We start from the raw sequence: 23,496 nt of genomic DNA, 5'->3' as shown, positions 1-23,496 counted from the left end.
TTTATAGCTCCTTTGGCTGTTCATTTAAATTTAGTAATCTTTTTGCTCTAATTATTCCCTTTTGAGAACCAACTAGTAACAGTTTTGAGTTTTTAGTTATTTCTCTATTTCCTTTTGGTAACTGTACAAAGGCTCCATTTTCTTGAGTTATTCCAACAACAGAAATATTTAATTTTTCTCTTAGTTCAAGCTCTTTTAACTCTTTTCCTATACTCCAAGCATCATCTTTTATCAAAATCTCTTCCATTGTTATTGGACTATCTTTTTTATACAAAAACTCATCTAAAATATTTTCCATATCTGGGCTTATTGCCATTGCACTAACTCTTTTTGCCATTAAAGATGGAGCAGCAACTACCTTATCTGCTCCTAGCTTTTTAAGTCTTATTTTTTCATTATGAGTTTCAGCATTTGAAATAATTAAATATGGAGTTCTTTCTAATTCCTTTTCATAAAGCCTTACAGATGCTATTAAAGTAATATTATCAGAGATATTTTTTGATAAAGAGATGACACCTTTTGCTGAACTTAAATGAGATTTTAAAAAGGCATTCTCTTTATATGGCTCCTCTTTTACAAAATATGGATAGCCATGCTCTTTTGCAATGGCTTCAATATCATCACTACTATCAACAACCACAAAAGGAATTTGATTTTCTCTAAACTGTTTTGCAACTTGTGCTGTGTACTCATTGTGATAGCACAAAACAAAGTGTCTTCTTAATCTTGCTATTTTATAAAGCATTCGCCTCTCCCTTAAAAGTTCTCTTAAATTACCATTTGTAAAAACATCAATAACTACCCCAACTGCAAATATTAAACTCATAAATCCAGCTAACATTAAAAATACAGTAAATAAAATTGTCTCATTCTTAAAATTAGACTCATTTAATGCGCCAAACCCTGTATTTGTAATAGTATATGCTGTTTGAAAAATTGCTTGCATAATAGTATAGTTTTCAAAATAAACATAACCTAAAGTTCCGACCATCATTAGAATTTGAATTAGTATTAATGGTAGTCTAAGTGGTTTTAATTTTGAATATATAATAGGATTAAGGTCATACTGTGGGCGGTTAGAGTTAAACTCCCACTTGAAGTATCGTTTAAATTTGGTAAAAATGCTCATTTAAGCACTTATTCTAGTGCTTAATTATGAGTGTTTTTTAAGAGTTCTTAACTCTTTTGCAGAAATTTTTAACTTAGTTGTTGTACCATCTTCTAATGTTACTCTAACAGTTCTAATATTTGGTAAAAATCTTCTTTTTGTTCTGTTTTTAGCGTGACTTACGTTGTTTCCAACCATAGGTCCTTTTCCAGAAATTGCACATTTTCTTGCCATTTTGCTTTCCTTTTTTATAGTGAAAAATAATTGGGAATTCTATCTTAAAATTCTTAAGTTAGAGTTAAATTCTACTTAGAATGTCATTAAATTTTTCAATATTCTTCTCTATGCTCATTTCAAGTGCAATATCTCTATTTTGATTTTTAATCTTTTTTAGCTCTTTTTCATCAAATAAAATAGCATCTATTTTAAAAGAGGTACTAGGATCACTTGGGGTTTCCATTGTTGCAAATACATCTATTATCTCTTTTGAATCATTATTCATTGTTGTAAAAACTACACATTTACAATACATAGCTTTTATAACACTGCTTGCAATATTTTTGTTATAACTAGGAAGTAGGAAAATATCACTTATTAGGTATAGTTCATCTAAGTTTTCTAACTTTTCATCTAAAAGTATAAGTTTTGTTTCCAACTTTGAATACTTAGGTAGTGTAAACTCCAAAGCAGCCAACTGCTGTTTACTTCCAGCAATAATTACTTTAAAATCAACATAAGTTATATTTGAAACTATTTGTAATAACTCTTTTACACCACTTGTCTTAAAGTTTTTTGCTGTAAAAAATATAATTTTTGTATTTGGAGTAAGAGAGAATCTATCTTTATATCTCTCTTTTAGCTCTTTTGGTTTTTGATAATTCATATCAACACTAGGGTAGATTACCTTTATTTTTTCATGGCTTATTTTTGTTTTTGCTAAAATTAAATTTAGATTTGCAAATGAGTTTGTAACTATAAATTTAGAATTTTTTATAAAATCTATCGAATTTTCATCTAAATCTCCACTATGAAAATATATATCTGGATATCTTTTTTTAGAAAAAATATTTGCGAAAAAAGATGATTTTTTTAAAACTTTTATATCTTCTTTAGTTTTTAACCTATTTATCAAAATATTACTTGTTTTGTAATCTATTGTTATTTGCTTCATAATTTAATTTTCCTATTTTAAAATTGTAATTATAGTTAAAAGAGCTTTATGATATTATTTAAGCTAGATTTTCAAAGGATTAAAATGCAAAAAAAGATAATCTACCTTGATAGAGATGGAGTTATAAATGAAGATTTTGGATATGTCTATCAAATAGAGAATTTTAAGTTTATAAATAGTGTTTTTGAAGCTTGTAGAGAGTTTTTAAAATTAGGATTTGAGATAATTATTGTTACAAATCAATCTGGAATTGGAAGAGGATACTATACAGTTGAAGAGTTTAAAACTTTGAGTAAATATATGCTAGATGAGTTTAAAAAGGAGGGTATAGATATTTTAAAAATATATTTTTGCCCACATAATCCTGAGGAAAACTGCACATGCAGAAAACCTAAAAATGGAATGATTTTACAATCTTTAAACGATTTTTCTATAGATTTAGCAAACTCTTGGCTTATTGGGGATAAAGAGAGTGATATAGAGTGTGCAAAAAATGGTAAAATTAGGAATAAAGTTTTGATAAACAAAGATAAAGAGACAAATAGTGAGTTTTTTGTAGCAAAAAACTTGAAAGATAGTTTAAAATATATAAAAGGATAAGACTTGAAATATAACAATATAAATTTTAATAAAAAAACAATTTTAATAACTGGTGGAGCTGGATTTATAGGCTCAAACTTGGCTTTTTATTTTCAAAAAGAGTATCCAGAAGCAAGAGTTGTAGTAATAGATATGTTTAGAAATGGTGAAACTTTTTCAAATGGAAATTTAAAAAGTTTTGGTCATTTTAAAAATCTACTTGGATTTAATGGAATAGTTATAAGTGGAGATATAAATGATAAGAAACTATTAAAATCTTTGGAAGAAAATTATAGATTTGATTATATTTTTCATCAAGCTGCAATTTCTGATACAACTGCACTTGAACAAGATATTATGATAAAAACAAATGTAAATGCTTATGAAGATTTGCTCAAAATTGCAATAAAACATAAAGCAAATATGATTTATGCAAGTTCTGCTGCAACTTATGGTGATAGCGATAGATTTGAAGTTGGATTTGAAAAACCAAACAATGTTTATGGATTTTCAAAAGTGATGATGGATAATATCACTTATTCTTATTTAAAAAAAGATTTACCAATAAGTATTGTAGGTCTCAAATACTTTAATGTTTATGGACCAAAAGAGTTTTTCAAAAATAAAACAGCTTCTATGGTTGTTCAATTTGGACATCAGATTTTAAAAGGACTTACTCCAAAATTATTTGAAGGAAGTGACAAAATTTTAAGAGATTTTATCTATATTGAAGACATTATTCAGGCAAATATAAAAGCTTGTAAACCTAAAAAATCTGGGGTTTATAATGTAGGAACTGGATGTGCAAGAAGCTTTGAAGATATAGTAGATATTTTACAAAAAGAGTTAGAAATTAATAATGGAAAAGAGTATATTCCCAATCCTTTTATTGGTTCTTATCAATTTTTCACAGAAGCAAATATTGAAACAACAAAAAAATTCTTAGATTATAAACCAAAATATACATTAGAAGATGGAATAAAAGCCTATATTCCAGAGATTAAAAGATTATTTAAAGAAGAAGTTAAATGATAAAGATTGATAAAAAACCTAATATTTTAGTAATTGGTGATTTAATGATAGATCACTATTTATGGGGCTCTTGTGATAGAATTTCTCCAGAAGCACCAGTTCAAGTTGTAAATGTAAAAAAAGAGAGTTCAACTTTAGGTGGAGCTGGAAATGTAATAAACAATCTTGTAAGCCTTGGAAGTATGGTTGAAGTAATAAGTGTAATTGGAGATGATAGTGTTGCAGATGAGTTAAAAAATTTGTTAGAAAAAATTGATGTAAAAATAGATAATCTTGTAGTTGAGAACTCTAGAAAAACATCAAAAAAGAGCCGCCTTATGGCTTCAAATCAACAAGTTTTAAGATATGATGTAGAAAGTATTGAAGATATTAATGAAAAAAGTTCCCAAAAAATAATAGCTAATTTAGAAAAAAATATAAAAAACTATAGTGCTATCATTTTATCTGACTATAAAAAAGGTGTTTTAACTCCTAGTTTAACTCAAGATATAATAAAAATTGCAAATAAAAACTCTGTAAAAGTTTTAGCAGATCCTAAAGGCAAAGATTTTTCTAAATATAAAGGGGCTTATACTTTAACTCCAAATAAAAAAGAGGCTATTGAAGCTACAAATATTGATATAAAAGATGAAAAATCTTTAGTTTTAGCTTTAAAAAAACTAAAAGAGGAGTGCAGTTTAGGAGTTTCACTTATAACTTTAAGCGAACAAGGAATTGCAATATTTGATGAAAATCTATTTACAAGCCCAACTGTTGCAAGAGAGGTTTTTGATGTAACAGGTGCTGGCGATACTGTTATTGCCTCTATTACATTTGCATTATCTTGTGGACTTGATATCAAAAAAGCTCTATATTTTGCAAATTTAGCAGCTGGAGTTGTGGTTGGGAAAATTGGAAGTGCAACAGCTTCTTTAGATGAGATTTATGAATATGAGTCAAGTTTACATAAATCAAGCTCTTCTTCACATATAAAAACTTTTGATGAGATAGAAAAACTATCTTCAAAATTCCGTAATCAAGGGAAAACAGTAGTCTTCACAAATGGTTGCTTTGATATTTTACATGTTGGTCACGTAAAATATCTTCAAGAAGCAAAAAGTTATGGTGATGTTTTAATTTTGGGATTAAATGCAGATAGTAGTGTAAAAAAATTAAAGGGTGAGACAAGACCTATAAACACTCAAGATGATAGAGCTTATATTTTAGCATCACTTGAAAGTGTTGATTATGTAGTAATTTTTGAAGAAGAGACTCCGTATGAGTTGATAAAACTTATAAAACCTGATGTACTTGTAAAAGGTGGAGATTATGAAGGGAAAGAGGTAGTTGGACAAGATATTGCAAAAGAGTTAAAACTTGTTCAATTTGTAGATGGAAAAAGTACAACAAACACTATAAAAAGGATAGAAAATGCAAAATGCAATAATTAAAGAATTTTTGGCTCACCAAGAAACTATAGAAAAGACTATACAAACTATGCAAGAGCCACTTTTAAAAGCTTCAAAACTTGCAGTAGAAACTTTAAGAGCTGGAAATAAGATTTTAATTTGTGGAAATGGTGGAAGTGCAGCTGATGCACAACATATTGCTGCTGAATTAACAGGAAGATATAAAACTGAAAGAAGAGGATTACCAGGGATTGCTCTTACAACAGATACAAGTGCATTGACAGCTATTGGAAATGACTATGGTTATGATAGAGTTTTTGATAGACAAGTTGAAGCTTTAGCAAATAAAGGTGATTTATTAATTGGTATTTCAACCTCTGGAAACTCAAAAAATGTTATAAATGCTTTAAAAGTTGCTAAAGAGTTAGGATGTAATACTTTAGGTTTAACTGGTCGTGATGGCGGAGAGATGAATCAACTTTGCAATGTAAATTTAGTTGTACCTTCAAATGATACTCCAAGAATTCAAGAGATGCATATCCTATTTGCACATACGATTTGTCAAATAATTGATAATGAACTTAGCTAAAACTACTTTGTAATCAACTTGTAACCAAAAAATATTAATATAGAGTTCCTATCTTAATAAAAAGACCAAATATAAAAAATATTTGGTCTTTATATACTATTTTAAAGGACATAAATGCGTCTAATTCTGGAACTTTCAAAAGTTTACATACTATTTCTTATTATTTTTCTTATATCAAGAGTAGCTTTTTATTTTTTATATAATGATAGATTTAATGAGCTATCTCTTAATGAATCACTTCTAACTTTTATTTATGGCTTAAGAATGGATACTATTGTAATATCTATTATCTTAGTTATTCCAACTCTGTTTTTAGCTTTAGCTCCTAAATATTTTTCTAACTTTACTTCAAAACTACTAAAAAACTATATTTTAGGATTTTTGATTTTAACTATTTTTATAGAGTGTGCAAGTTTTCCTTTTTTTGCACAGTATGATTTAAAACCAAACTACCTATTTATTGAATATTTAGAGTATCCAAAGGAGGTAGCTTCTTTACTTTATAAAGAGTATAAACTGCAGTTTATTATAGTTTTTGTAATAATATTTTTAGTAGCAAGAATATTTATAAAATCATATTTTATAAATTTTAAAAATGTTTTTGAACAAAGTTATTTATCAAGAGTTTTATTGCTTTTACCAATTTTATTGATTCTATTTTTAGGAATTCGTTCATCTTTTGGTCATAGACCTGTAAATATTTCAGATGCCTTGTATAGCTCAAATAGAGTTATAAATGAGATTACAAAGAACTCTTTACACTCCTTGGGCTATGCATACTATTCAAACAAAGGAAGTGAAAGTGATATTTTAAAATATGGTAAAATGAATATTGATGAAGCATACAGTTATGCTTCAAAAGCACTTGGAATTGAGTTTCAAAATAGATCTAGGCCTTTTTATAGAGAAGTAAAAACTAAGCTAGAAACTAAAAAACAAAAAAATCTTGTAATATTTATACAAGAGAGTATGGGTGCTCAATTTACAGGATTTGCTGGAGATCAAAATCTCACTCCAAATCTGGATAAATTGGCATATGAAAATATCTCATTTACAAAGCTTTTTTCAAATGGAACAAGAAGTGTAAGAGGTCTAGCAGCACTTTCTAGTGGAACTTTGCCAATTGCGGGGAACGAAGTTTTAAAAAGAAATAAATCTCAAAAAGATTATTTTACAGTTGCAACTCTTTTAAAACCATATGGTTATAAATCAAGCTTCATTTATGGTGGAGAGGCTAGGTTTGACAATATGAAAGCTTGGTATTTAGGAAACGGTTTTGATGAAGTTATTGAAGAAGAAGACTATAAAAACCCAATTTTTAGGAGTACTTGGGGAGTTAGTGATGAAGATTTAGTAATAAAAGCAAATGAAAAATTTAAAGAGTATTCAACAAATGGTGAAAATTTTGTAAGTGTTATGTTTAGCTCTTCAAATCACATTCCATTTGAACTTCCAGATGGAAAAATAGAATTTGAGAAAAATATACCAAAAGAGAGTGTACAAAATGCAATAAAATATGCAGATTTTGCAATTGGAAAATTTTTTGAACTTGCAAAACAAGAAGAGTATTATAAAAACACAGTTTTTGTAGTAGTTTCTGATCATAATGTTAGAGTTTATGGAGATCAAATAGTTCCAATTGATATGTTCCAAATTCCAGCTGTGATAATTAGTTCTGATATAACTCCTCTTATATACAATAATCTAACATCACAAGCTGATATTTTAGCAACTGCTTTAGATTTAATAGGTATTGATTTATCATATCCTATTTTGGGAAACTCTATATTTAAGGACAATAAAAAAGAGATAAATCTTATGTTATTTGATGAAATTTATGCCTATAGAAAAGGTGATAAAGTAGCTATCTTAGTACCAAATCTTCCGACTAAGACTTTTCTATATAAAGATAAAAAACTTGTAAATACTGAAAAAGATGAACTACTAGAAAAAGAGGCTTTAGCTCTTATTTATGTACTAGACGATATGTATAAAAACAAAGCTTATAAATAGTTTTTTGCTAGAAGATTACTCTTCTAGCATTTTTATTTTATAAACAAATTTAACTACCAATAAAATTACTAACCAAGCCAAAATCATTGTAGCTAGTGTGTGACTTAAAAAGTGATGTCCTACTAACATCTTATAACCACCAGTTAATACTCCAGCTATTACTCCAAATAATAAAGCAATATTTTTAGCCCTTCTTGTTTTAAATAAAAAATAAAGAGCCATCAAAGAAAATCCCATAGTTGCATGGCCAGCAGGATAACATCTTGATTTTGTCTCTTGTACAAAATCTTTTGGATATGTTTCAAAAAGCTTAATTTCTGGATATTTTCCACCAAAAGTTACTACATTATATGGACAAGGCATATTTGTATAGTTTTTAAATATAGCTAATGCTGGAACAAATAGCATAGTTAAAGCAACTATAATTAAACCTTTTTTATATCTATTTAATAAATTAAATCTTTTAGAAAAAGATAAAAGAGATAAAACTATAAAGATAATAGAGATAATAATAAATAGTTTTTTAAACCCATCATAAAAGATATATTTTAGAGTTTGGTCTTTTTGTATTAACCAATGTTTATCTTCAAAATTATAAAAATAGCTTTGAATATAAATATCAAGTTTTGTTAATTCAAAAATTAAAATAGTAACAATAAATACAATAGCTGTAACAATTATTTGTTTATTAATCGTTTCTGTAGTCATTTAAAATATCCAGATTTTTATCATAAACCTCTGTTTCTACTTCAAAAAGACCTAAAATAGTATGGAAAAGATTGTCTTGTGAAAACTCTTTATCTTTTATCTCTTTGGCTCTTTGTTTATCATACTCATGCTCCATAGCACCACCTCCTAACCACAAAAAAGATGCCACATTTGTCTGCTCTTTTGGGGCTATCGCATATGGCATTCCATGAAGGTATATACCATTTTCTCCAAGGCTTTCTCCATGATCAGACATATATAAAAGAGCTGTTTCATGACTCTCTTCATACTTTTTTAATAAATTTATAGATTTACTCAAAAAATAGTCTGTATATAAAATAGCGTTATCATAAGCGTTACTTATCTCCTCTTTTGTACAATTTTCTAATTGATTTGTTTTGCAAACAGGAGTAAATTTTTCAAACTCTTTTGGATATCTTTTGTAGTATGCTGGTCCATGATTTCCCATTTGGTGAAGAACTATTAAAATATCTCTATTTTTATTTTTTTCTATATAATCATCAAGTCCAACCAACATCCCTTCATCTCTACACTCTTCATCACAAATTGTATTTGTTTTTGATGTTTGATAATCTTCATAATCAATTCTAAGAGCTACTCCTTTTGAATCAGAGTTATTATCTCTCCATAAAATTGCAATATCTTGAGTATTTTTCAAAACATCCAAAACATTTTTTGTAGAGACTCCTTTTTTATAACTATATTGCTCTTTTGGATAGATTGAAAACATACATGGAACTGAGTGAGCAGTAGAAGTTCCACATGAACTCATATTTGAAAAACTCAAAATATCCTCTTGTTTTAAAAGTGGATTTGTCTCTTTAGCATATCCATTTAATGAAAATCTATCTGCTCGTGCCGTTTCACCTACAACTAAAATAATTAACTCTTTTGGTTCTTGTAGTGGTTCTACTACTTTTGAATCAAGCCCTATCTCTTTTAACTCAATAGGTGCTGTATCAAAAGTTTTATTTATATAGTTTCCTATACTATATATCCAATAAATTGGATTTACATTGTATCTTAAAGGTTTATGTTCTCTTAAAAAAGAGGTATAAAATTTACTAAAACTAAAAGCTATGACTAAAACTAAAACAGAAGCTAAAAGAGCTATTTTTAATCTAGAAAGTAGCTCAACTTTAAAACTTTTATACTCTATTTTTGTTTTATATATAAAATATGTTGGTAAAATTGCTAAAAAGATTACATATAAAATAAGTTTAAAACTAAACAAATCGGCTGACTCTTTAAGATTTGTTTGCAAAGAGTTTCTTATCATCTCACTATCAATAACAACACTATAACTATCCATAAAATAAGCCGTAAAACTTGAAATTACAAAAAGAGTTATAAGAAATGGTTTAATTATATATTTTGAACTAAATATTAAAAATATCAAAGTCATCAAAGATATAAGTAAAATTGCGGTTGACAGAAAATATAGTGAGTTTAAACCACCAAAACCATAGGCTACAAACATATCTTTAAAAAACTTAAAGTTATAAAAAAGTGTAAAAAATATAGATGAAAAAACAATTAACTTATTTGTAGATAAAACTTTCAAATAATATCTCCTTGAAATAATCTTTCGAATAGTATATTTACTTAGTTAATAAAAAATAAATAAACCTATAATCAAATTATAATTAAAATAAGCTACAACTTTATAATCTTTCTAAAGTTTTTAAAACATCATCAGAAGTTATTAACTTCATACAATTATGATGTTTTAAAGGACAAACTCTTTTCATACAAGGGGAACAATCTAAATTTTTTGTAACAATCAAACCATTTTCATCATTATGCCACTGATTTGTCTCTGTAAATTTTGTTGGCCCAAAAATGGCAACTGTTTTTACTCTATATGCTGCTGCAATATGCATAGGACCACTATCATTTGTAATAAATAAATCTAATCCAGCTATTTTTTCTATAAGTTCAGGAATAGTTGTCTTTCCTGCTAAATTTTGATAATTTCTTACTCCTTGTTTTAGAAGCTCATTTTCAATATCTTTTGCAATATCAATCTCTGTTGGTCCTCCAAAAATCACAATATCATATCTGTTTGATAAAGATACAGAAACTTTTGCAAACTCTTCTGGATACCATCTTTTAGCACTTCCATAAGTTGCTCCTGGATTTATTCCCAAAGTTGGTTTTGTATATTTAAAAGGAGTAAAATAGAGTTTCAAATCCCCTACTTCATTATTTAAGCCTAAAACTTTATTTACAAAATCATTATATCTTATAGCTAAATGTATCTCTTTTTTTGTGAATCTTTTATAATTAAACTTTCTCTTTGCTTTTATAAAAAACATCATAAACTTTGATGAAAAACTTCTTCTAAAAGATAGTGCAATATCGAATTTTCCCAAAGATTTTGCAAGATTTATCAAATTTTTATATCTATTTCCACTCTTTTTTGTCTCATCAACTACTATTTTCTCAATATTTGGGTAATTCTCAAAAGCCTTTGTTGATACAAAAGAGCCAAGAAGTATAATTTTAGCTTGTGGGTAAGTTTTTATTATATTTTGTATAGCTGGAGTTGCCATAATTGCATCTCCTAGCCATGATGGTATCTCTATAAATATTTTCATATTTTTTCCTAAAATTCAAATCTATATCTATTTTTATATTTTACTTATTTTCCAACATCTCTTTAAAGGCATAATATTGTGGATATTTTACTATTTTTCCATCTCTATTATCAACTAAACCATAACCAGTAGCTATTAATTGGTGCCAATAAACTCTTCTTATCTTCTTACTCTTTTTTGCTATTTCAAAATACTCTAACATATATTTTGTATAATTTTCAAGAGATACACACTCTTTTTCACTTGTTGGTGCATATGGAGCTGTATTGCTTATAGGATAGTTTGTTTCAGTTATATAGATCTTATCACTTAAAGTTTTTGGGCTTAACCTTACCAAAGAGTATAATAAATCTATCTTATTTCTTAAATCAAAGAAACCATATTGTCTATTTTTTGGACTTCCTCTTCTATCAACATAAAGCAGTGCTGAAGTTATGTCATACTTTATTTTTTTTAGATTAAACATCGCTCTAGCATTGTAATAGTATTCAAAATCTATAACTGATGGCCCTAAAAGTTTAATGTTTGAATATTTTTGCTCTTTTAAAGATTGAGCTATTTCAAACATAGGAATATAATCCTCTTTTATGCTAAATATCTCCCATTTTAATCTATTTATAGTAGTTCCAACTTGATACTCATCTGAAATATCTTTAAAGTTCTCAAAAATATTTTCTAGATTTTTTCTTAATAAAGCATGATTTTGTAAATTCTCTCTATTTTGTATAATATTTATCAAAATATTTTTCTTACTTTTTTGATTAAAACTTTTTGCAAAATCTACATACATTTCAATATTTTCTATATCCCCAAGTGGTACTCTTATTATTAGGTTTTTAACCCCTAATTCTTCTATTAAATCTTGCTGAGTACTTTTGCCGTCATCTTTGTCTAAATTCACTCCAAGGCCTATAAAATCTTTATTTGAAACTTCTATTTTACCTTTAAAAAACTTCATAAAAAGTATAGAAAAAGGTAAAACATAAATTGTAGTAAATATCATTTTAATAAAATCATTTAGATGTAGCTTTCTAACTCTTTTTTTAAATTCTCTATTTTTTATAATATTTGGCTGATCTGAATATTTATCCCATAAAAAAATATTATCATATACTATATCAGCTTCATTTTTAAATACTTTTTCAAACTTATCCCATTGCTCTTTTATTTTTCTAATAGACAAAAATTTATATTTTAATCTTAAATGAAAATTTAGATTTTCTTTGTATCTTCCACCAAGCCCATCAATTATCACAAGCTTATATCTATTTTTTTCATACTCTTGAGACAATATATTTGATAAACCAACATCATAAAAAAGTATATTATTTGATAAAATATTATCTCTTAACTCAGTTATCAACTCGTCAAGATAAGATCTTGAAACTATTTTTTGTTTTATAAATTGTTCTAAATCTAAGCATTTTGTATTATCATAGTTTGTTGTTTTTTCAAACACTACTCCATGACCTAAATTTGTCTCAATCTCTCCAAAATATTTTGAAATATGTTTATAAGATATTTTTTGTGTTCTTAAATGGTTATAATAGCTAGCTTCTAGTTCATTTTGCCCATTATCATCAAAACTACTTACTTTTATTATCTTTGAACTATCTTCTGGATGTACAAAAACTTTTCTAAGTCCACCTTTATCAAATATATCATCATTACTTAAAATCACTTTTTCATTCATTTTCAATTCCATATAAATTTTTAGTACTATCGTTTCTTATTATAGCCTACCAAAAATCTCTTCCAACTTTTTCTTATTTTATACTTTGTAAATATTTTTGAATTTAGATATAAAAAGAATTTAATTCCAACTCTTCTTCCTCCTAAACCATCAATTATTACTAATTTATATCTATCTTTTTCATATTCACAACATAATACATTATATAATGCTATGTCAACAAATAAAATATTATATTTGAAAAGATACTCTTTCAACTCTTCTACCATTTTATCGCGTACATCTTTTGTAAGTCTATTTTTTATAATAATATCTAAAAATGTCATAGAAGTTTTTCCATCATAATCATATACTCTATCAAAAATCAAACCCTCTCCCAAATCTGTATCTATATATCCATAGCATTTTGTAATATGAGATAATGGTACATTTTGTTTTTCTAAAAACTTAAAATATTTATATTCTAAAGTATTCTGATTTCTATTTGTTTTATTATTTATATATAAAACCTTTATAACTTTTGTAGAATCTAAAGGGTGAATATAACAATCTCTTTCCCCTCCCCTTGCAACAAGAAACTCTTCAGTCAAAACAATTTTTTCATTCATAATCTACTATTTCCTTTAACCTTTTTTCAATTTTCAAATATTCATCTTTTGAATAGTTCTTATTTATCATAAAATTATTTTGTAAACTTTCATCACTAACAGTTGCCCATCTTTTACTACTTGCAAATAAACTATCTCCAAAAAAAGATAGAGTCATAGTATTTGTTGCACCAGCAAGATGCATAGGTCCTGTTGAAGTACTTACAAACAAAGAGCTACTTGCTATATATCTTGCAAAATCCATCAAAGTAACTTTTGAATCATAAATATATGCTTCAAAATCTAAATTTGTCTCAATATACTCTTTAGCTTTTTCATCATCTGGACCAAAAGAGAAAGCTATCTCATAAGAGCTATTTTTTATACTTCTAGCAAGATTTATGTAATCATCAATTTTTAAATTTCCATCACTACTTCCACCAAATCCCGTATGAAAAACAACTCTTTTCTCTTTTTTCTCTTTAATATTTAAAAGTGGTTTTGTAAAAGATAGCTTAATTTCTGGGAAAATTGCTCTTGCTAAATCAAGATTATATTGCCACTCTGTTTTTAAAGCTTTACTTCTTCTTTGTCTTATTCGCTTGTTGAAAAAAAATTGTGCCAGTTTTGTTGATGGTGCAACTCTTTTTTTAATTCCACTTTTATAAAGTATTTTTCCTAATTCTGTATCAATATATGCACTAATACTTGCATCAAAATTTCTAGATTTTATATCTTGCAATGTTCTATCTAAATCATTTTTATTATATAAAATAACATCATCTATAAACTCAATATCTTTTGCAAACTTATAGTTGATTTTTGAAACTAAGGCTGTAATTCTTGTAGTTGGGTACTGCTCTTTTATAGCCTTAAAAAGTGGCAAAGTAACCACAAAATCACCTATTTTATCATGTCTTGTTATAAGTAAATTCATTTTTTCAACTCTTTGTTTAATTCATATAATTTTATATATTTATAAAAATTTGTAACTGCATGAGAATATGCGATAACAAGTCCTACATAACCATCCCTAAAACCTTGTTTTATAATGTATGTTCTAAAAAAAGAGTAGATACTATTAAGAAAAGCTTTTGTTGGGCTTGAAGCTTTTTTCCCTGTATTATTTGTAGCAAAAAGTGTTGAATATCTATCAGCCTTTATGATAAATTCTGAAATTGTATGATAACTATAATGTTCAACATTTCCTTTTATTTCTTCTATATTCAAACCATCAGTTATAATATCTTCATGAACATCATTTGAGTTATATTTTGTAATGGTTTTGTTATATAGTCTTTTTATCTTTTGGTTATTCCATCCACAATGTTTTACTTGAATATCTTTATAAAATGCTTTGAAATTTAACCTATAAACTATATTTTTATCTAATTTTTTTGTTTTCAATTCATTTAAAAGCTCTCTATCAACTACTTCATCGCTATCAATTATTAAAACCCAATCATTTAAGGCAAAAGAGCTAGCACAGTTTTTTGTCCACCCAAAACCTTTAAACTCACCTTGTATTAAATTTACATTTGAAAATTTTTTTGCAATATTTATAGTTTCATCTGTTGAGCCATTATCGTAAACAATAACATCATCAAAATCTACTAAACTTTTTAAAGTTTTTTCTATCGTTTTTTCACTATTTTTTGCTAATACAACTGTACTTATATTCATTTTCTACCCAATCTTTTTACTAAACCTTTAAATTTATATTTTAATAGTTTTGTAGTTTTAAATATCTCATCAGGAGTTTTCAACTCATCTCCATCAACTCTATAAATTGCTCCATTAATTCCATTAAAATCTTTATGCATTGCATTACCAATTCTAAAATTGTATTTATAATGTCTCTTTGCTTCTTTTAAAATATTTTGATTGTATTTTCCAAAAGGAAATACAAAACTCTCTATTTTTGTATCTAATTTATCTTCTAAAATCTCTTTTGAAACTCTTAATTCCAAATCTAAATTAACATTTTCTTCAAGTAAGTTTATATGAGAATGAGAGTGTGAGCCAAAAACAACTAAGCCACTATCTCTCATCTGCTTTAACTCTTCATAGGTACAAAATGTGGCTTTTTCATAGTTAAGAAACAGATCATTGTGTTCAAAATTCATTCTATTTTCTGCTAACTCATCTGTGTCGTCTAAAATATATTTTGATGGAATTGCCAAAAGAGCCTTTAAATTATATTTTTTTAAAAGTGGAAAAATCAAAAAATAAAAATCTGCATAGGCATCATCAAAAGTCAAACAAACGCTTTTTTTACTAATTGTTTCACCTGGGAAAATAGTTTTAAAATTAGCCTTTATATATTTTAGATGCTCTTCAAAAATTGCTAAATCATTTGAACATCTATCACTATTTACATGATGGTACATAATACTAATCAACAACTTTTTTTCCTTTTAATCTTTTTTTGAAATTTATTTTTGCTTTATGTTTATTGGAAAGAGTTAAAGCTTTAGAAACTAACTCTTTTTCATCTTTTTTTAAAAGTTTTGCATACTCTTTTATAACAACTTCCAAATCTTCATCTTTTGCCCAAAGTTTTGAAAAGTTCTTAAGTCTATCTTCAAGTTTCAAATCAAAAAATTTCATTCTATTTATATCAACTATTTTAAAAATAAAATCATTATTATCTTTTTTTATTAAGATATTTCCAGGACTATAATCAAAATGAAAAATTCCCTCTTCATGTAATTCAAATGTAAATTTTGCAAAAGCTCTTAAAATCTCATTTTTATTTGGAAAATTTATATCTAAAAGTGGTTCTCTAATAGTAAAATCATAATCGAAATGTTCACTTACAAAATAGCTATCATTTAGTAAACCAAATTTATAAAACTCAATGTACCCTATAGGCTTTGGTGTAAAACTTTTAATTTTTAATGCATATTCATAAGCTTTTTGCGCTTTTGATTTTTTAAAAAATGTATATACAATTTTATTTATAAAATGTGGTATTTTAAAAGATTTAACAACTAGCTTTTGATTTTCATACTCTATTACTTTTATCTCATTTCTAGCTTTGTGTATAGTATTTAAATTTTCTTTGAAAAATTGTTTTATATTTTCTAAAAACTCTTTAAATTTTTCATCTGTTATCAATTTTACTTTTATCAAAAAATATTTCCTTTAAAAAATAATATATTTTATCTAAAAAACTATTTAATTTATATTTAACTACTAAAAAAGTAGAATATTAACTTTATTTTAAAGGGAATATATGAAAACTTTTTTTAGCAAATTTAAAAATAATATATTTTTAGCACTTATTCTTACTATAATTTTTATATCTATTGAACAATTTTATAGAGTCTATAATGATATATTAATATTTAATCTTACTTTCAAAAGTTTTATTGAACAGTTTATTATACATCTTTTAGTAATTTCAATTATAAATAAAAGAGCAATATTTGTAATATATTTTATATTTTCACTATTTATATGGTTTCAATTGGTCCACTTTTCATACTATGGGACTTGGATATTTCCATTAGAATATATACTGTTTTTTATAGAGTTTCAAGAAGTTTTCCTTACTTTTAAATCTGTTTTAGGTATCACTATATTTCCTACAATTTTATTTTTTATTATTCTATTATTATCAATCTTTTTTATTAAAAAATTTAATAATAATAGATATAAAGTAAAATATCTATCTATTTTTTTAATTATAGCTGTACTATTTTTACCACTTAGAATCTATTTAAAAGATGATTATAAAAAAAATAGTAACCCAAATTTTGAATACTATATTTTAAAAAATACAATACTTACATTATCAAATCTTTTTGGAAATGTGTTACCAAAAAAAATAAGTGGAAGAAGTGGATTAGAACAAGAAATTACAAAAACACCAAATAAAATATTTGAAAACCCTGATATAAATATAGTTATAATTATGGGTGAATCTCTTCAAAGAGACTATATGTCATTATATGATTATCCTTTAAATACAACTCCATTTCTAAAAAGCTTAAGAGATGATAAAAATTTTATTTATAAAAATGGTATAGGAAGTGGAGTTTTAACTACTATTGCAATACCTAGTTTTTTTAATATGATAAAAAAGCCAGATGGCTTACCTCAAATATTATCAACAAATAGTTGTCTTTTTAAAATGGCAAAACAGAATGGTTTTAATACATATTTCTATAGTTCACAAGCTACAAGTGAATTGAAAAGTATAAAAAACTATCTATGTACAAAATATCTTGATAGATTAGAAGATGGCTCTTTTATATCGGATAAAATTGATGATTCTATTTTGGATGAGACTTTAGTAGATAGACTAAATGATATTGATCTATCACATCCTAGCTTTATTACTCTTCATCAAAGAGCTTCACATACTCCATTTCTGGACTATATTCCAAAAGATTATAGACCCTTTAATAAAGAAAATACTAATAATTTAGAACAAAATACAATAGATTACATAAATAGTGTAAGTTATACAGATAGTGTACTTGAAAAAATCATAAGTACATTAAAGCAAAAAACATCAAAACCAACATATGTAATTTTTACATCAGATCATGCAACAAATATTGGAGATAATGCTAGACAAGGGCATGGTATGTTAGATAGTAACTCTATTTATAAAGTTCCTTTTTTTATATATAGTATAAATAGTACAAATGATCTAAAAAATAGTTTTGGTGACTTTTCTTATATTTCTCACTATCAAATTTCAAATATCTTAGCTAAGCTTTTAGGTTATAGTTCTGCTTATGAAATATTTAACTTAAAAGAAGATATGTTTGTATGTGGAAATGATTTAAGTGGGCTTGGTGGATTTAGAACAATATCATTTAATGAAGATAATAAAATTGTTGAAAATAGTAACAAAGGAAAATAATGGATAAAAAGATAAATTTAAGCATAGTAATTCCTTCATTAAATGGAGAAAATCATTTAAGAGATTTTTTGATAAAAAACTTAGAAATTATAAAAACAACTCTAGAGAATGAGAAAATATACAATAATATAGAGATGATAGTTATAAATGATAACTCTAGTGACAACACTTTAGAGTATCTAAAAGAGTGTCAAAAAAAATATGCTTTTTTAATCTTTGATACAAATCCAAAACAAGGGGCAGGAAGCGCCAGAAATTACGGTGTTTCTATAAGTTCTTTATCCACGAATCATGATACTTTAAACTATATACTTTTTATTGACAATGATGTTTTATTAGATGAAACATTTTTTATAAATGCTATAAAATACATTCAAACAAAACCTTTTTGTTTAACTTGTAATGGTATTAGCTATTTTACAAAACAGAAGCAAGATGGAGTTAAACTTCTTACTTTTAAAAGAGGTTTTTTTAGATTCACAAAAAATATATATAAAGATGAACTTACTAATATAGAAGATGAGTTAAATATTGTTAGTTTTGGAGCTCAAGGAGCATATTTTTTTATAAGATATGAAGATTTTAGTGAGCTAAATGGTTATGATGAGTTTATGGATCCATATTTGCTTGAAGAGAGTGACTTAGTTTATAGAGGAATTAAAAGAGGGAAATCTTGTATTTATGCACCTAATGTTACAGGTTATCATAAAGTGGGTGGAACAATCGCATCAAAAGTAAGTACAAAAACAAAGATTTTGAGCAAAAGAAATAGAAACTACTTTGTATGGAAAAACCTTCATAATAGTTCACTACTTTTAAATCACTACCTGTTTTTGTTTTTAAGTATCTTTAGTATAATTGGTTTTAGAGGTTTTATAGCTTCGCTTAAAATGTATAAAAAAGCAAAAGAGTTAAATATAAAAGAGAGAGCTTTTATAAAATTTGATGATTTAGAAATATTAGAAGCTTCAAGAAAATTTGAACAAAAACATAAAAAGAGTTAATATGAAAAAGAATATTTTAGAAGTTTGCTTTTCTCCTAGTTTTGGTGGCTTAGAACTGCATATGAAGGATTTAACTAAAGCTCTAGGATTAAAAGCTGTTATCAATAAGAAGTCAAAACTAAAAGAGATGTTTATTGAAGAGAATATTCCATTTTTTGAGATGAAAAGATACAGTTTTTTTAAACTAGCAAAAGTTATAGACGAACATAACATAGATGTAGTACATATAAACTGGACAAAAGATATTCCAGTGGTTATTTTAGCAAAACTATTTTCAAAGAAGAAACCAAAAGTAGTACAAACTAGAAATATGCATATGACTAGATTTAAAGATGATTTTTATCATAAGTTTTTATATAAGAATATCTCTACAATTGTTGGAATATCTGCAAAAGTTAGTGAGCAACTTCATAAGTTTATACCAGCTGATATACGACCAAATATCGTCACTTGGTATAGTGGTGTTGATAAACCATACATTATTGATGAAAAAACTAAAATAGAACTAAAAAATAAACACTCTTTAGGAGATGAGTTTTTAGTATGCAATGTTGCTAGAGTAGAGTTTACAAAAGGTACTCATATAGTTCTGGAAGCTGTTCAAAAATTAAGAGAAAATGGAATAAATGCCAAAGCAATAATAGTAGGACCTGCAAATAATAAAGAGTACTATGATAATTTAGTAAAAAAATATACAAAAGATATTTTTACAGGATTTTCTAAAATAGCAAATAGCTATATACAAATAAGCAACTGTTTTGTACTTGCAACAGATAATGAGACTTTTGGTATGGCTATAATGGATGCTATGAGATGTGGCACTTGTGTACTAGGAAGCGATAGTGGTGGACCACTTGAGAGTATTACACATATGCAAACTGGACTTCATTTTAAAACTATGGATAGTGATGATTTATATAAAAAACTAAAACTCATATATGAAGATGAAAACTTAAGAAGTAAACTTGCACTTGCTGCACAAGAAAAAGCAGATAAAGAGTATGATCTCTCTACACAGTTTGAGAAAATGAGAGAGATTTTACAGAGTGTTTAAAGAATTAAATACTCTATCTTTGAGCTATATCTATTAAAATAGCTATTATTGAAGCTATTATATAAAAAAACAATATTTTTTTATCTAACTTTAGATATTTTTCTTCTAAAAACTCAGTTTTAACACTGGCAACCGATAATAATAAAATAAATACTAATAAAATTGGTTTTAATAGTTGATTTGTAGTTATCATAAACATCAAAGCTATACCAAAGATATACAGATATATCTCCATATCTTTATTATCATTTTTTGTTCTAAATATTTGATAAAAAATATTGAGAAAAACTATAAAGCCAATAATCCCAAACTGTACAAAATGTTTTATGTATTCATTATGTGGTTGTTGATATTTTGATAAAAATTTATGTTCTTCAGGTGTTTTTTCTAGCATTTCAACTTTAAAATCGCCTGTTCCAACACCAAATAAGAAATTATCTTTTATCACATCTATACTATAAATCCACATTCCAATTCTAGCACCAATGGAAGTATCATAATTTGGTTTTTCTTGCATAAGTTTTACTTTATCATTAAAAGCTTGATCTATTCTATCCTTAAATAATCCACCATTTTGGTAAGAAAAATAGAAAAAACTTGAAATCAAAACTATAGCCATTGGTAAAGCCATATAAAAAAATTTCTTTTTATATATAAAAAATAGAGTGCTTAAAATTAAAATAGCATAGATTACGTAACCAATCCTTCCACCAATTAAGATAATATTTATAGATGCTGTAGTTATAAAAAATATTGAGATAAACTTCATGTATATACTATTTTTATTTACTAATAAATTGTACAAAAGTATAGAGACAACAATAGATAATAGAGTATTATAAAAATAATGATCTAAAAATGGTGTTGGATTGCCTATTTCTTGAATTTCATAGATTATTTTACTAAATAGTTCTAATTTATGTGGAAAAATGTCAAAATATATCATATATGAAATAAATTCGCTTACAAGCATCCCTATAATAAAAGCGTATATAATTCTAAAAGCAAATTTTTTATCAACAAATGATAAAATTAATATGGGGTATAAATAATATTTCATATTTGATAAAATAATATCTGCCATCTCTTCATCATCACTGCCTATTAACCAAATATAATTAACTAAGACAAAAAATACTAAAGCTTGAATTATTTTATTTGAGAAAGCTTCTAAAAGATATTTTTTATAGTCTCCTCTAATTATAAATAATAATAAAAGCAAAAATATAACTGCACTAACGGATCTATTATACATAGGGGAAACAAAAGCATAAACAACTAAAAGATGATTTCCATATAAAGTTGCATTATTTTTTATGTAATTATATTTATCATTAAATATACTATATTTTATCATTTTTTAGCTCTTCTTTTATCTTTGTAGTAGAAATTTCTGGTGTTCTCTCAAGATATTTTACTTCACAATATTCACCTAAATAATCAAATTTTCCTTTCCAATCATCTCCCATAATAAAGGTATCAATTTTATATAACTTAATATCTTCAGCTTTTTGTTTCCAGTTTTCTTCCGGAATAACTAAGTCAACATATCTGATAGCTTCTAAAAGAGCTTTTCTCTTTTCATATTCAAAGTAACAAATTTTATTTTTATCTTTTTTATTAAACTCATCTGTAGATAAAGCAACTATCAAATAATCACCATTTGCTTTTGCTCTTTTTAATAGATTAATATGCCCATAGTGCAATAAATCAAATGTTCCGTATGTTATTACTCTTTTCATTTTAAACCTTTTATACTATTTTTTATATTTTCAATTATTCTATCTGAAGGGTATTTATCTTTAAAATATATTCCTATTTTAGTATTAAAAAAAGAGTTTTGATTAGGATTTATTAAATTATCTTTATTTTCTATTAGCTTATAAACAAAATTTCTAATATCATCAAAATTTTTTGCTACATTAATTACTTTTAGAATATCTTGTCCAAATTGATTAAAATGATTATTTTTGTCCCTTTTAATATACATTACAGGTTTTTGTAGATATAAATATTCAGCTAAAAATGAACCACTATCGTGAATCATTGCATCAGAAGATAAGAAAAGATCTACATAATCACCTTCATCTAACTGGCTAAACTCAGATTCTTGCCAAAAAGAGAAATACTCATCAGTTTTTTCTTTACCCCAATATTGGTGATTATTTAATTTTAATCTTAAAAGAGGATGCGGTTTAAAACTCCAAATGACCTTATCTTTTAACTCTATAGCTAATTCTCTAAACTTTTCATGATAATCTAGAAAGTTTGAATAAGGCAACTCTTCAGAATCAATAGTATGATGTGGAGCAAAAATTATTTTAATCCTATAATCTTTATGTTTCCAAATATTTGTGTAGTTTTTATCCTCTTTTTTAATTAATAGTTCTTCCATCATTGGATAACCTGTGTCCAAAACATTTTTACCTTTACAAACTGAATACTTTTCAAAGGTATTTTTAGAACAAGTATGAGAAACAAATATCTTCCACATAGCATTGTGAAAATTCTGATTATATTGCGAAATATTATCTCCATAATCACCTACTTCATGGTGATATGGGACATAACATGTTAAATAATTTAAATACGCTTTTTCATAATACTCTTCTTTTGTAAGATTATGTGGTCTTGTAAAGAATATAATATCAGGGTTTAGCTCTTCTAATAAAAGCCATCTGTTTTCTTCTTTCTTGTATGAATAGAATGTGTTGTATTTTAAATCTTTGAAGTATTGAAATGTTTCATCCATATCTTTAAACATTTGTTCTTCTCCATAAGATTTATCTGGACAAACAAGAATAATTGGTTCAAAGAGGGGATCATCTTGCATTTTTTTAAATATTGTATCTACTTTCCACATAGTTTTATATAGAACTAAAAAAACAACTCTTATTTTTTCTTTATTTTTGAGTCTTTCTAATAATTTTTTATGGTTTAAAGTCATTTTTTTAAAGATTAATTGTTTCCCCCACTTTTTGGTAGTTTTATTTTTCACTTTTGTTAATATTTTATTAATATATTTTTTTTGTAATTGATATATATTACTCTTCATTTTTACTTTACCCAA

23 protein-coding genes are annotated in these 23,496 nt (G+C 26.0%); 8 read left to right on the top strand and 15 right to left on the bottom strand.

The features are described 5' to 3' along the window. Position 1: 1 nt before the first annotated feature. From ATR_RS02650 to ATR_RS02640, 3 genes are all read right to left on the bottom strand, one after another. Positions 2-1,129 (bottom strand): potassium channel family protein, encoded by a 1,128-nt coding sequence (locus tag ATR_RS02650; RefSeq protein ID WP_115427950.1) that lies wholly within the window; start codon positions 1,127-1,129, stop codon positions 2-4. 24 nt (positions 1,130-1,153) lie between these two features. Continuing rightward, positions 1,154-1,342, bottom strand: a complete 189-nt coding sequence (gene rpmB / locus ATR_RS02645) for a 50S ribosomal protein L28 (protein WP_066345955.1) — start codon at positions 1,340-1,342, stop codon at positions 1,154-1,156. Positions 1,343-1,406: 64 nt separating this feature from the next. Further along, positions 1,407-2,279 (bottom strand): glycosyltransferase, encoded by an 873-nt coding sequence (locus ATR_RS02640; RefSeq protein ID WP_115427949.1) that lies wholly within the window; start codon positions 2,277-2,279, stop codon positions 1,407-1,409. Positions 2,280-2,363: 84 nt separating this feature from the next. On the opposite strand from ATR_RS02640, the gene gmhB reads away from it, so the two are divergent. From gmhB to ATR_RS02615, 5 genes are all read left to right on the top strand, one after another. Next, positions 2,364-2,879 carry a D-glycero-beta-D-manno-heptose 1,7-bisphosphate 7-phosphatase gene (gene gmhB, locus ATR_RS02635; protein WP_115427948.1) on the top strand — a complete coding sequence of 172 codons (516 nt, stop codon included), beginning with the start codon at positions 2,364-2,366 and terminating at the stop codon, positions 2,877-2,879. Positions 2,880-2,882: 3 nt separating this feature from the next. Further along, the gene (rfaD, locus tag ATR_RS02630) at positions 2,883-3,890 is read left to right on the top strand and encodes an ADP-glyceromanno-heptose 6-epimerase (protein ID WP_115427947.1); all 1,008 of its coding nucleotides are present in this window, start codon (positions 2,883-2,885) and stop codon (positions 3,888-3,890) included. Continuing rightward, positions 3,887-5,320, top strand: coding sequence for a D-glycero-beta-D-manno-heptose-7-phosphate kinase (gene rfaE1, locus ATR_RS02625; RefSeq protein ID WP_115427946.1), 1,434 nt, complete (start codon positions 3,887-3,889; stop codon positions 5,318-5,320). Before rfaD ends, rfaE1 begins: the two co-directional genes overlap by 4 nt. Next, positions 5,301-5,867, top strand: a complete 567-nt coding sequence (gene gmhA / locus ATR_RS02620; protein ID WP_115427945.1) for a D-sedoheptulose 7-phosphate isomerase — start codon at positions 5,301-5,303, stop codon at positions 5,865-5,867. The genes rfaE1 and gmhA overlap by 20 nt, the downstream gene beginning before the upstream one ends. Positions 5,868-5,981: 114 nt before the next feature. Then, on the top strand, positions 5,982-7,880 hold the full coding sequence (locus ATR_RS02615; RefSeq protein WP_115427944.1) for an LTA synthase family protein: 1,899 nt from the start codon (positions 5,982-5,984) through the stop codon (positions 7,878-7,880). Between the two features lie 15 nt (positions 7,881-7,895). On the opposite strand, the gene ATR_RS02610 is transcribed toward ATR_RS02615, so the two are convergent. From ATR_RS02610 to ATR_RS02570, 9 genes are all read right to left on the bottom strand, one after another. After that, positions 7,896-8,588, bottom strand: a complete 693-nt coding sequence (locus tag ATR_RS02610) for a phosphatase PAP2 family protein (protein WP_115427943.1) — start codon at positions 8,586-8,588, stop codon at positions 7,896-7,898. Next, positions 8,569-10,173, bottom strand: a complete 1,605-nt coding sequence (locus ATR_RS02605) for a phosphoethanolamine transferase (RefSeq protein ID WP_115427942.1) — start codon at positions 10,171-10,173, stop codon at positions 8,569-8,571. Before ATR_RS02605 ends, ATR_RS02610 begins: the two co-directional genes overlap by 20 nt. A gap of 100 nt (positions 10,174-10,273) precedes the next feature. Continuing rightward, positions 10,274-11,209, bottom strand: coding sequence for a glycosyltransferase family 9 protein (locus ATR_RS02600; RefSeq protein ID WP_115427941.1), 936 nt, complete (start codon positions 11,207-11,209; stop codon positions 10,274-10,276). Between the two features lie 40 nt (positions 11,210-11,249). Then, positions 11,250-12,902, bottom strand: a complete 1,653-nt coding sequence (locus tag ATR_RS02595) for a YrbL family protein (protein WP_164966893.1) — start codon at positions 12,900-12,902, stop codon at positions 11,250-11,252. Between the two features lie 26 nt (positions 12,903-12,928). Next, positions 12,929-13,510: a YrbL family protein gene (locus ATR_RS02590; protein WP_115427939.1), complete on the bottom strand. Its 582-nt coding sequence runs from the start codon at positions 13,508-13,510 to the stop codon at positions 12,929-12,931. Continuing rightward, positions 13,503-14,426 carry a glycosyltransferase family 9 protein gene (locus ATR_RS02585; protein ID WP_115427938.1) on the bottom strand — a complete coding sequence of 308 codons (924 nt, stop codon included), beginning with the start codon at positions 14,424-14,426 and terminating at the stop codon, positions 13,503-13,505. Before ATR_RS02585 ends, ATR_RS02590 begins: the two co-directional genes overlap by 8 nt. Next, entirely contained in the window at positions 14,423-15,172 is a 750-nt protein-coding gene (locus ATR_RS02580; protein ID WP_115427937.1) for a glycosyltransferase family 2 protein, read from the bottom strand. The genes ATR_RS02585 and ATR_RS02580 overlap by 4 nt, the downstream gene beginning before the upstream one ends. Continuing rightward, entirely contained in the window at positions 15,169-15,894 is a 726-nt protein-coding gene (locus tag ATR_RS02575; RefSeq protein ID WP_228254246.1) for a polysaccharide deacetylase family protein, read from the bottom strand. The genes ATR_RS02580 and ATR_RS02575 overlap by 4 nt, the downstream gene beginning before the upstream one ends. Continuing rightward, positions 15,884-16,624, bottom strand: coding sequence for a hypothetical protein (locus ATR_RS02570; protein WP_228254245.1), 741 nt, complete (start codon positions 16,622-16,624; stop codon positions 15,884-15,886). Before ATR_RS02570 ends, ATR_RS02575 begins: the two co-directional genes overlap by 11 nt. 103 nt (positions 16,625-16,727) lie before the next feature. Here ATR_RS02570 and ATR_RS02565 point away from each other — a divergent pair, with 103 nt between their 5' ends. The 3 genes from ATR_RS02565 to ATR_RS02555 are packed head-to-tail and all read left to right on the top strand — an operon-like array spanning position 16,728 to position 20,426. Continuing rightward, entirely contained in the window at positions 16,728-18,368 is a 1,641-nt protein-coding gene (locus tag ATR_RS02565; protein WP_115427936.1) for a phosphoethanolamine transferase, read from the top strand. After that, on the top strand, positions 18,368-19,372 hold the full coding sequence (locus ATR_RS02560) for a glycosyltransferase family 2 protein (protein WP_115427935.1): 1,005 nt from the start codon (positions 18,368-18,370) through the stop codon (positions 19,370-19,372). Before ATR_RS02565 ends, ATR_RS02560 begins: the two co-directional genes overlap by 1 nt. Before the next feature lies 1 nt (position 19,373). Next, positions 19,374-20,426: a glycosyltransferase family 4 protein gene (locus ATR_RS02555; RefSeq protein WP_115427934.1), complete on the top strand. Its 1,053-nt coding sequence runs from the start codon at positions 19,374-19,376 to the stop codon at positions 20,424-20,426. A 13-nt stretch (positions 20,427-20,439) separates the two neighbouring features. Here ATR_RS02555 and ATR_RS02550 read toward each other — a convergent pair whose 3' ends face one another. From ATR_RS02550 to ATR_RS02540, 3 genes are read right to left on the bottom strand one after another with little or no spacing between them, the layout of a single operon-like run. Beyond that, positions 20,440-21,783, bottom strand: coding sequence for an O-antigen ligase family protein (locus ATR_RS02550; protein WP_115427933.1), 1,344 nt, complete (start codon positions 21,781-21,783; stop codon positions 20,440-20,442). Continuing rightward, on the bottom strand, positions 21,770-22,168 hold the full coding sequence (tagD, locus tag ATR_RS02545) for a glycerol-3-phosphate cytidylyltransferase (RefSeq protein ID WP_115427932.1): 399 nt from the start codon (positions 22,166-22,168) through the stop codon (positions 21,770-21,772). Before tagD ends, ATR_RS02550 begins: the two co-directional genes overlap by 14 nt. Continuing rightward, the gene (locus ATR_RS02540; protein WP_128997246.1) at positions 22,165-23,481 is read right to left on the bottom strand and encodes a CDP-glycerol glycerophosphotransferase family protein; all 1,317 of its coding nucleotides are present in this window, start codon (positions 23,479-23,481) and stop codon (positions 22,165-22,167) included. Before ATR_RS02540 ends, tagD begins: the two co-directional genes overlap by 4 nt. Positions 23,482-23,496 lie beyond the last annotated feature (15 nt).

Source organism: Aliarcobacter trophiarum LMG 25534 (assembly GCF_003355515.1).
Classification (GTDB): Bacteria; Campylobacterota; Campylobacteria; order Campylobacterales; family Arcobacteraceae; genus Aliarcobacter; species Aliarcobacter trophiarum.
Note: the sequence above shows the minus strand (reverse complement) of the source record. Positions and strands in the feature narration are given on the sequence as shown.

What these genes read in the sequence shown, in the direction of transcription:
- ATR_RS02650 (WP_115427950.1), bottom strand. Translation starts at nt 1,129, where the DNA reads ATGAGCATTTTTACCAAATTTAAACGATACTTCAAGTGGGAGTTTAAC.
- rpmB (WP_066345955.1), bottom strand. Translation starts at nt 1,342, where the DNA reads ATGGCAAGAAAATGTGCAATTTCTGGAAAAGGACCTATGGTTGGAAAC.
- ATR_RS02640 (WP_115427949.1), bottom strand. Translation starts at nt 2,279, where the DNA reads ATGAAGCAAATAACAATAGATTACAAAACAAGTAATATTTTGATAAAT.
- gmhB (WP_115427948.1), top strand. Translation starts at nt 2,364, where the DNA reads ATGCAAAAAAAGATAATCTACCTTGATAGAGATGGAGTTATAAATGAA.
- rfaE1 (WP_115427946.1), top strand. Translation starts at nt 3,887, where the DNA reads ATGATAAAGATTGATAAAAAACCTAATATTTTAGTAATTGGTGATTTA.
- gmhA (WP_115427945.1), top strand. Translation starts at nt 5,301, where the DNA reads ATGCAAAATGCAATAATTAAAGAATTTTTGGCTCACCAAGAAACTATA.
- ATR_RS02615 (WP_115427944.1), top strand. Translation starts at nt 5,982, where the DNA reads ATGCGTCTAATTCTGGAACTTTCAAAAGTTTACATACTATTTCTTATT.
- ATR_RS02610 (WP_115427943.1), bottom strand. Translation starts at nt 8,588, where the DNA reads ATGACTACAGAAACGATTAATAAACAAATAATTGTTACAGCTATTGTA.
- ATR_RS02600 (WP_115427941.1), bottom strand. Translation starts at nt 11,209, where the DNA reads ATGAAAATATTTATAGAGATACCATCATGGCTAGGAGATGCAATTATG.
- ATR_RS02595 (WP_164966893.1), bottom strand. Translation starts at nt 12,902, where the DNA reads ATGAATGAAAAAGTGATTTTAAGTAATGATGATATATTTGATAAAGGT.
- ATR_RS02590 (WP_115427939.1), bottom strand. Translation starts at nt 13,510, where the DNA reads ATGAATGAAAAAATTGTTTTGACTGAAGAGTTTCTTGTTGCAAGGGGA.
- ATR_RS02585 (WP_115427938.1), bottom strand. Translation starts at nt 14,426, where the DNA reads ATGAATTTACTTATAACAAGACATGATAAAATAGGTGATTTTGTGGTT.
- ATR_RS02580 (WP_115427937.1), bottom strand. Translation starts at nt 15,172, where the DNA reads ATGAATATAAGTACAGTTGTATTAGCAAAAAATAGTGAAAAAACGATA.
- ATR_RS02565 (WP_115427936.1), top strand. Translation starts at nt 16,728, where the DNA reads ATGAAAACTTTTTTTAGCAAATTTAAAAATAATATATTTTTAGCACTT.
- ATR_RS02560 (WP_115427935.1), top strand. Translation starts at nt 18,368, where the DNA reads ATGGATAAAAAGATAAATTTAAGCATAGTAATTCCTTCATTAAATGGA.
- ATR_RS02555 (WP_115427934.1), top strand. Translation starts at nt 19,374, where the DNA reads ATGAAAAAGAATATTTTAGAAGTTTGCTTTTCTCCTAGTTTTGGTGGC.
- ATR_RS02550 (WP_115427933.1), bottom strand. Translation starts at nt 21,783, where the DNA reads ATGATAAAATATAGTATATTTAATGATAAATATAATTACATAAAAAAT.
- tagD (WP_115427932.1), bottom strand. Translation starts at nt 22,168, where the DNA reads ATGAAAAGAGTAATAACATACGGAACATTTGATTTATTGCACTATGGG.
- ATR_RS02540 (WP_128997246.1), bottom strand. Translation starts at nt 23,481, where the DNA reads ATGAAGAGTAATATATATCAATTACAAAAAAAATATATTAATAAAATA.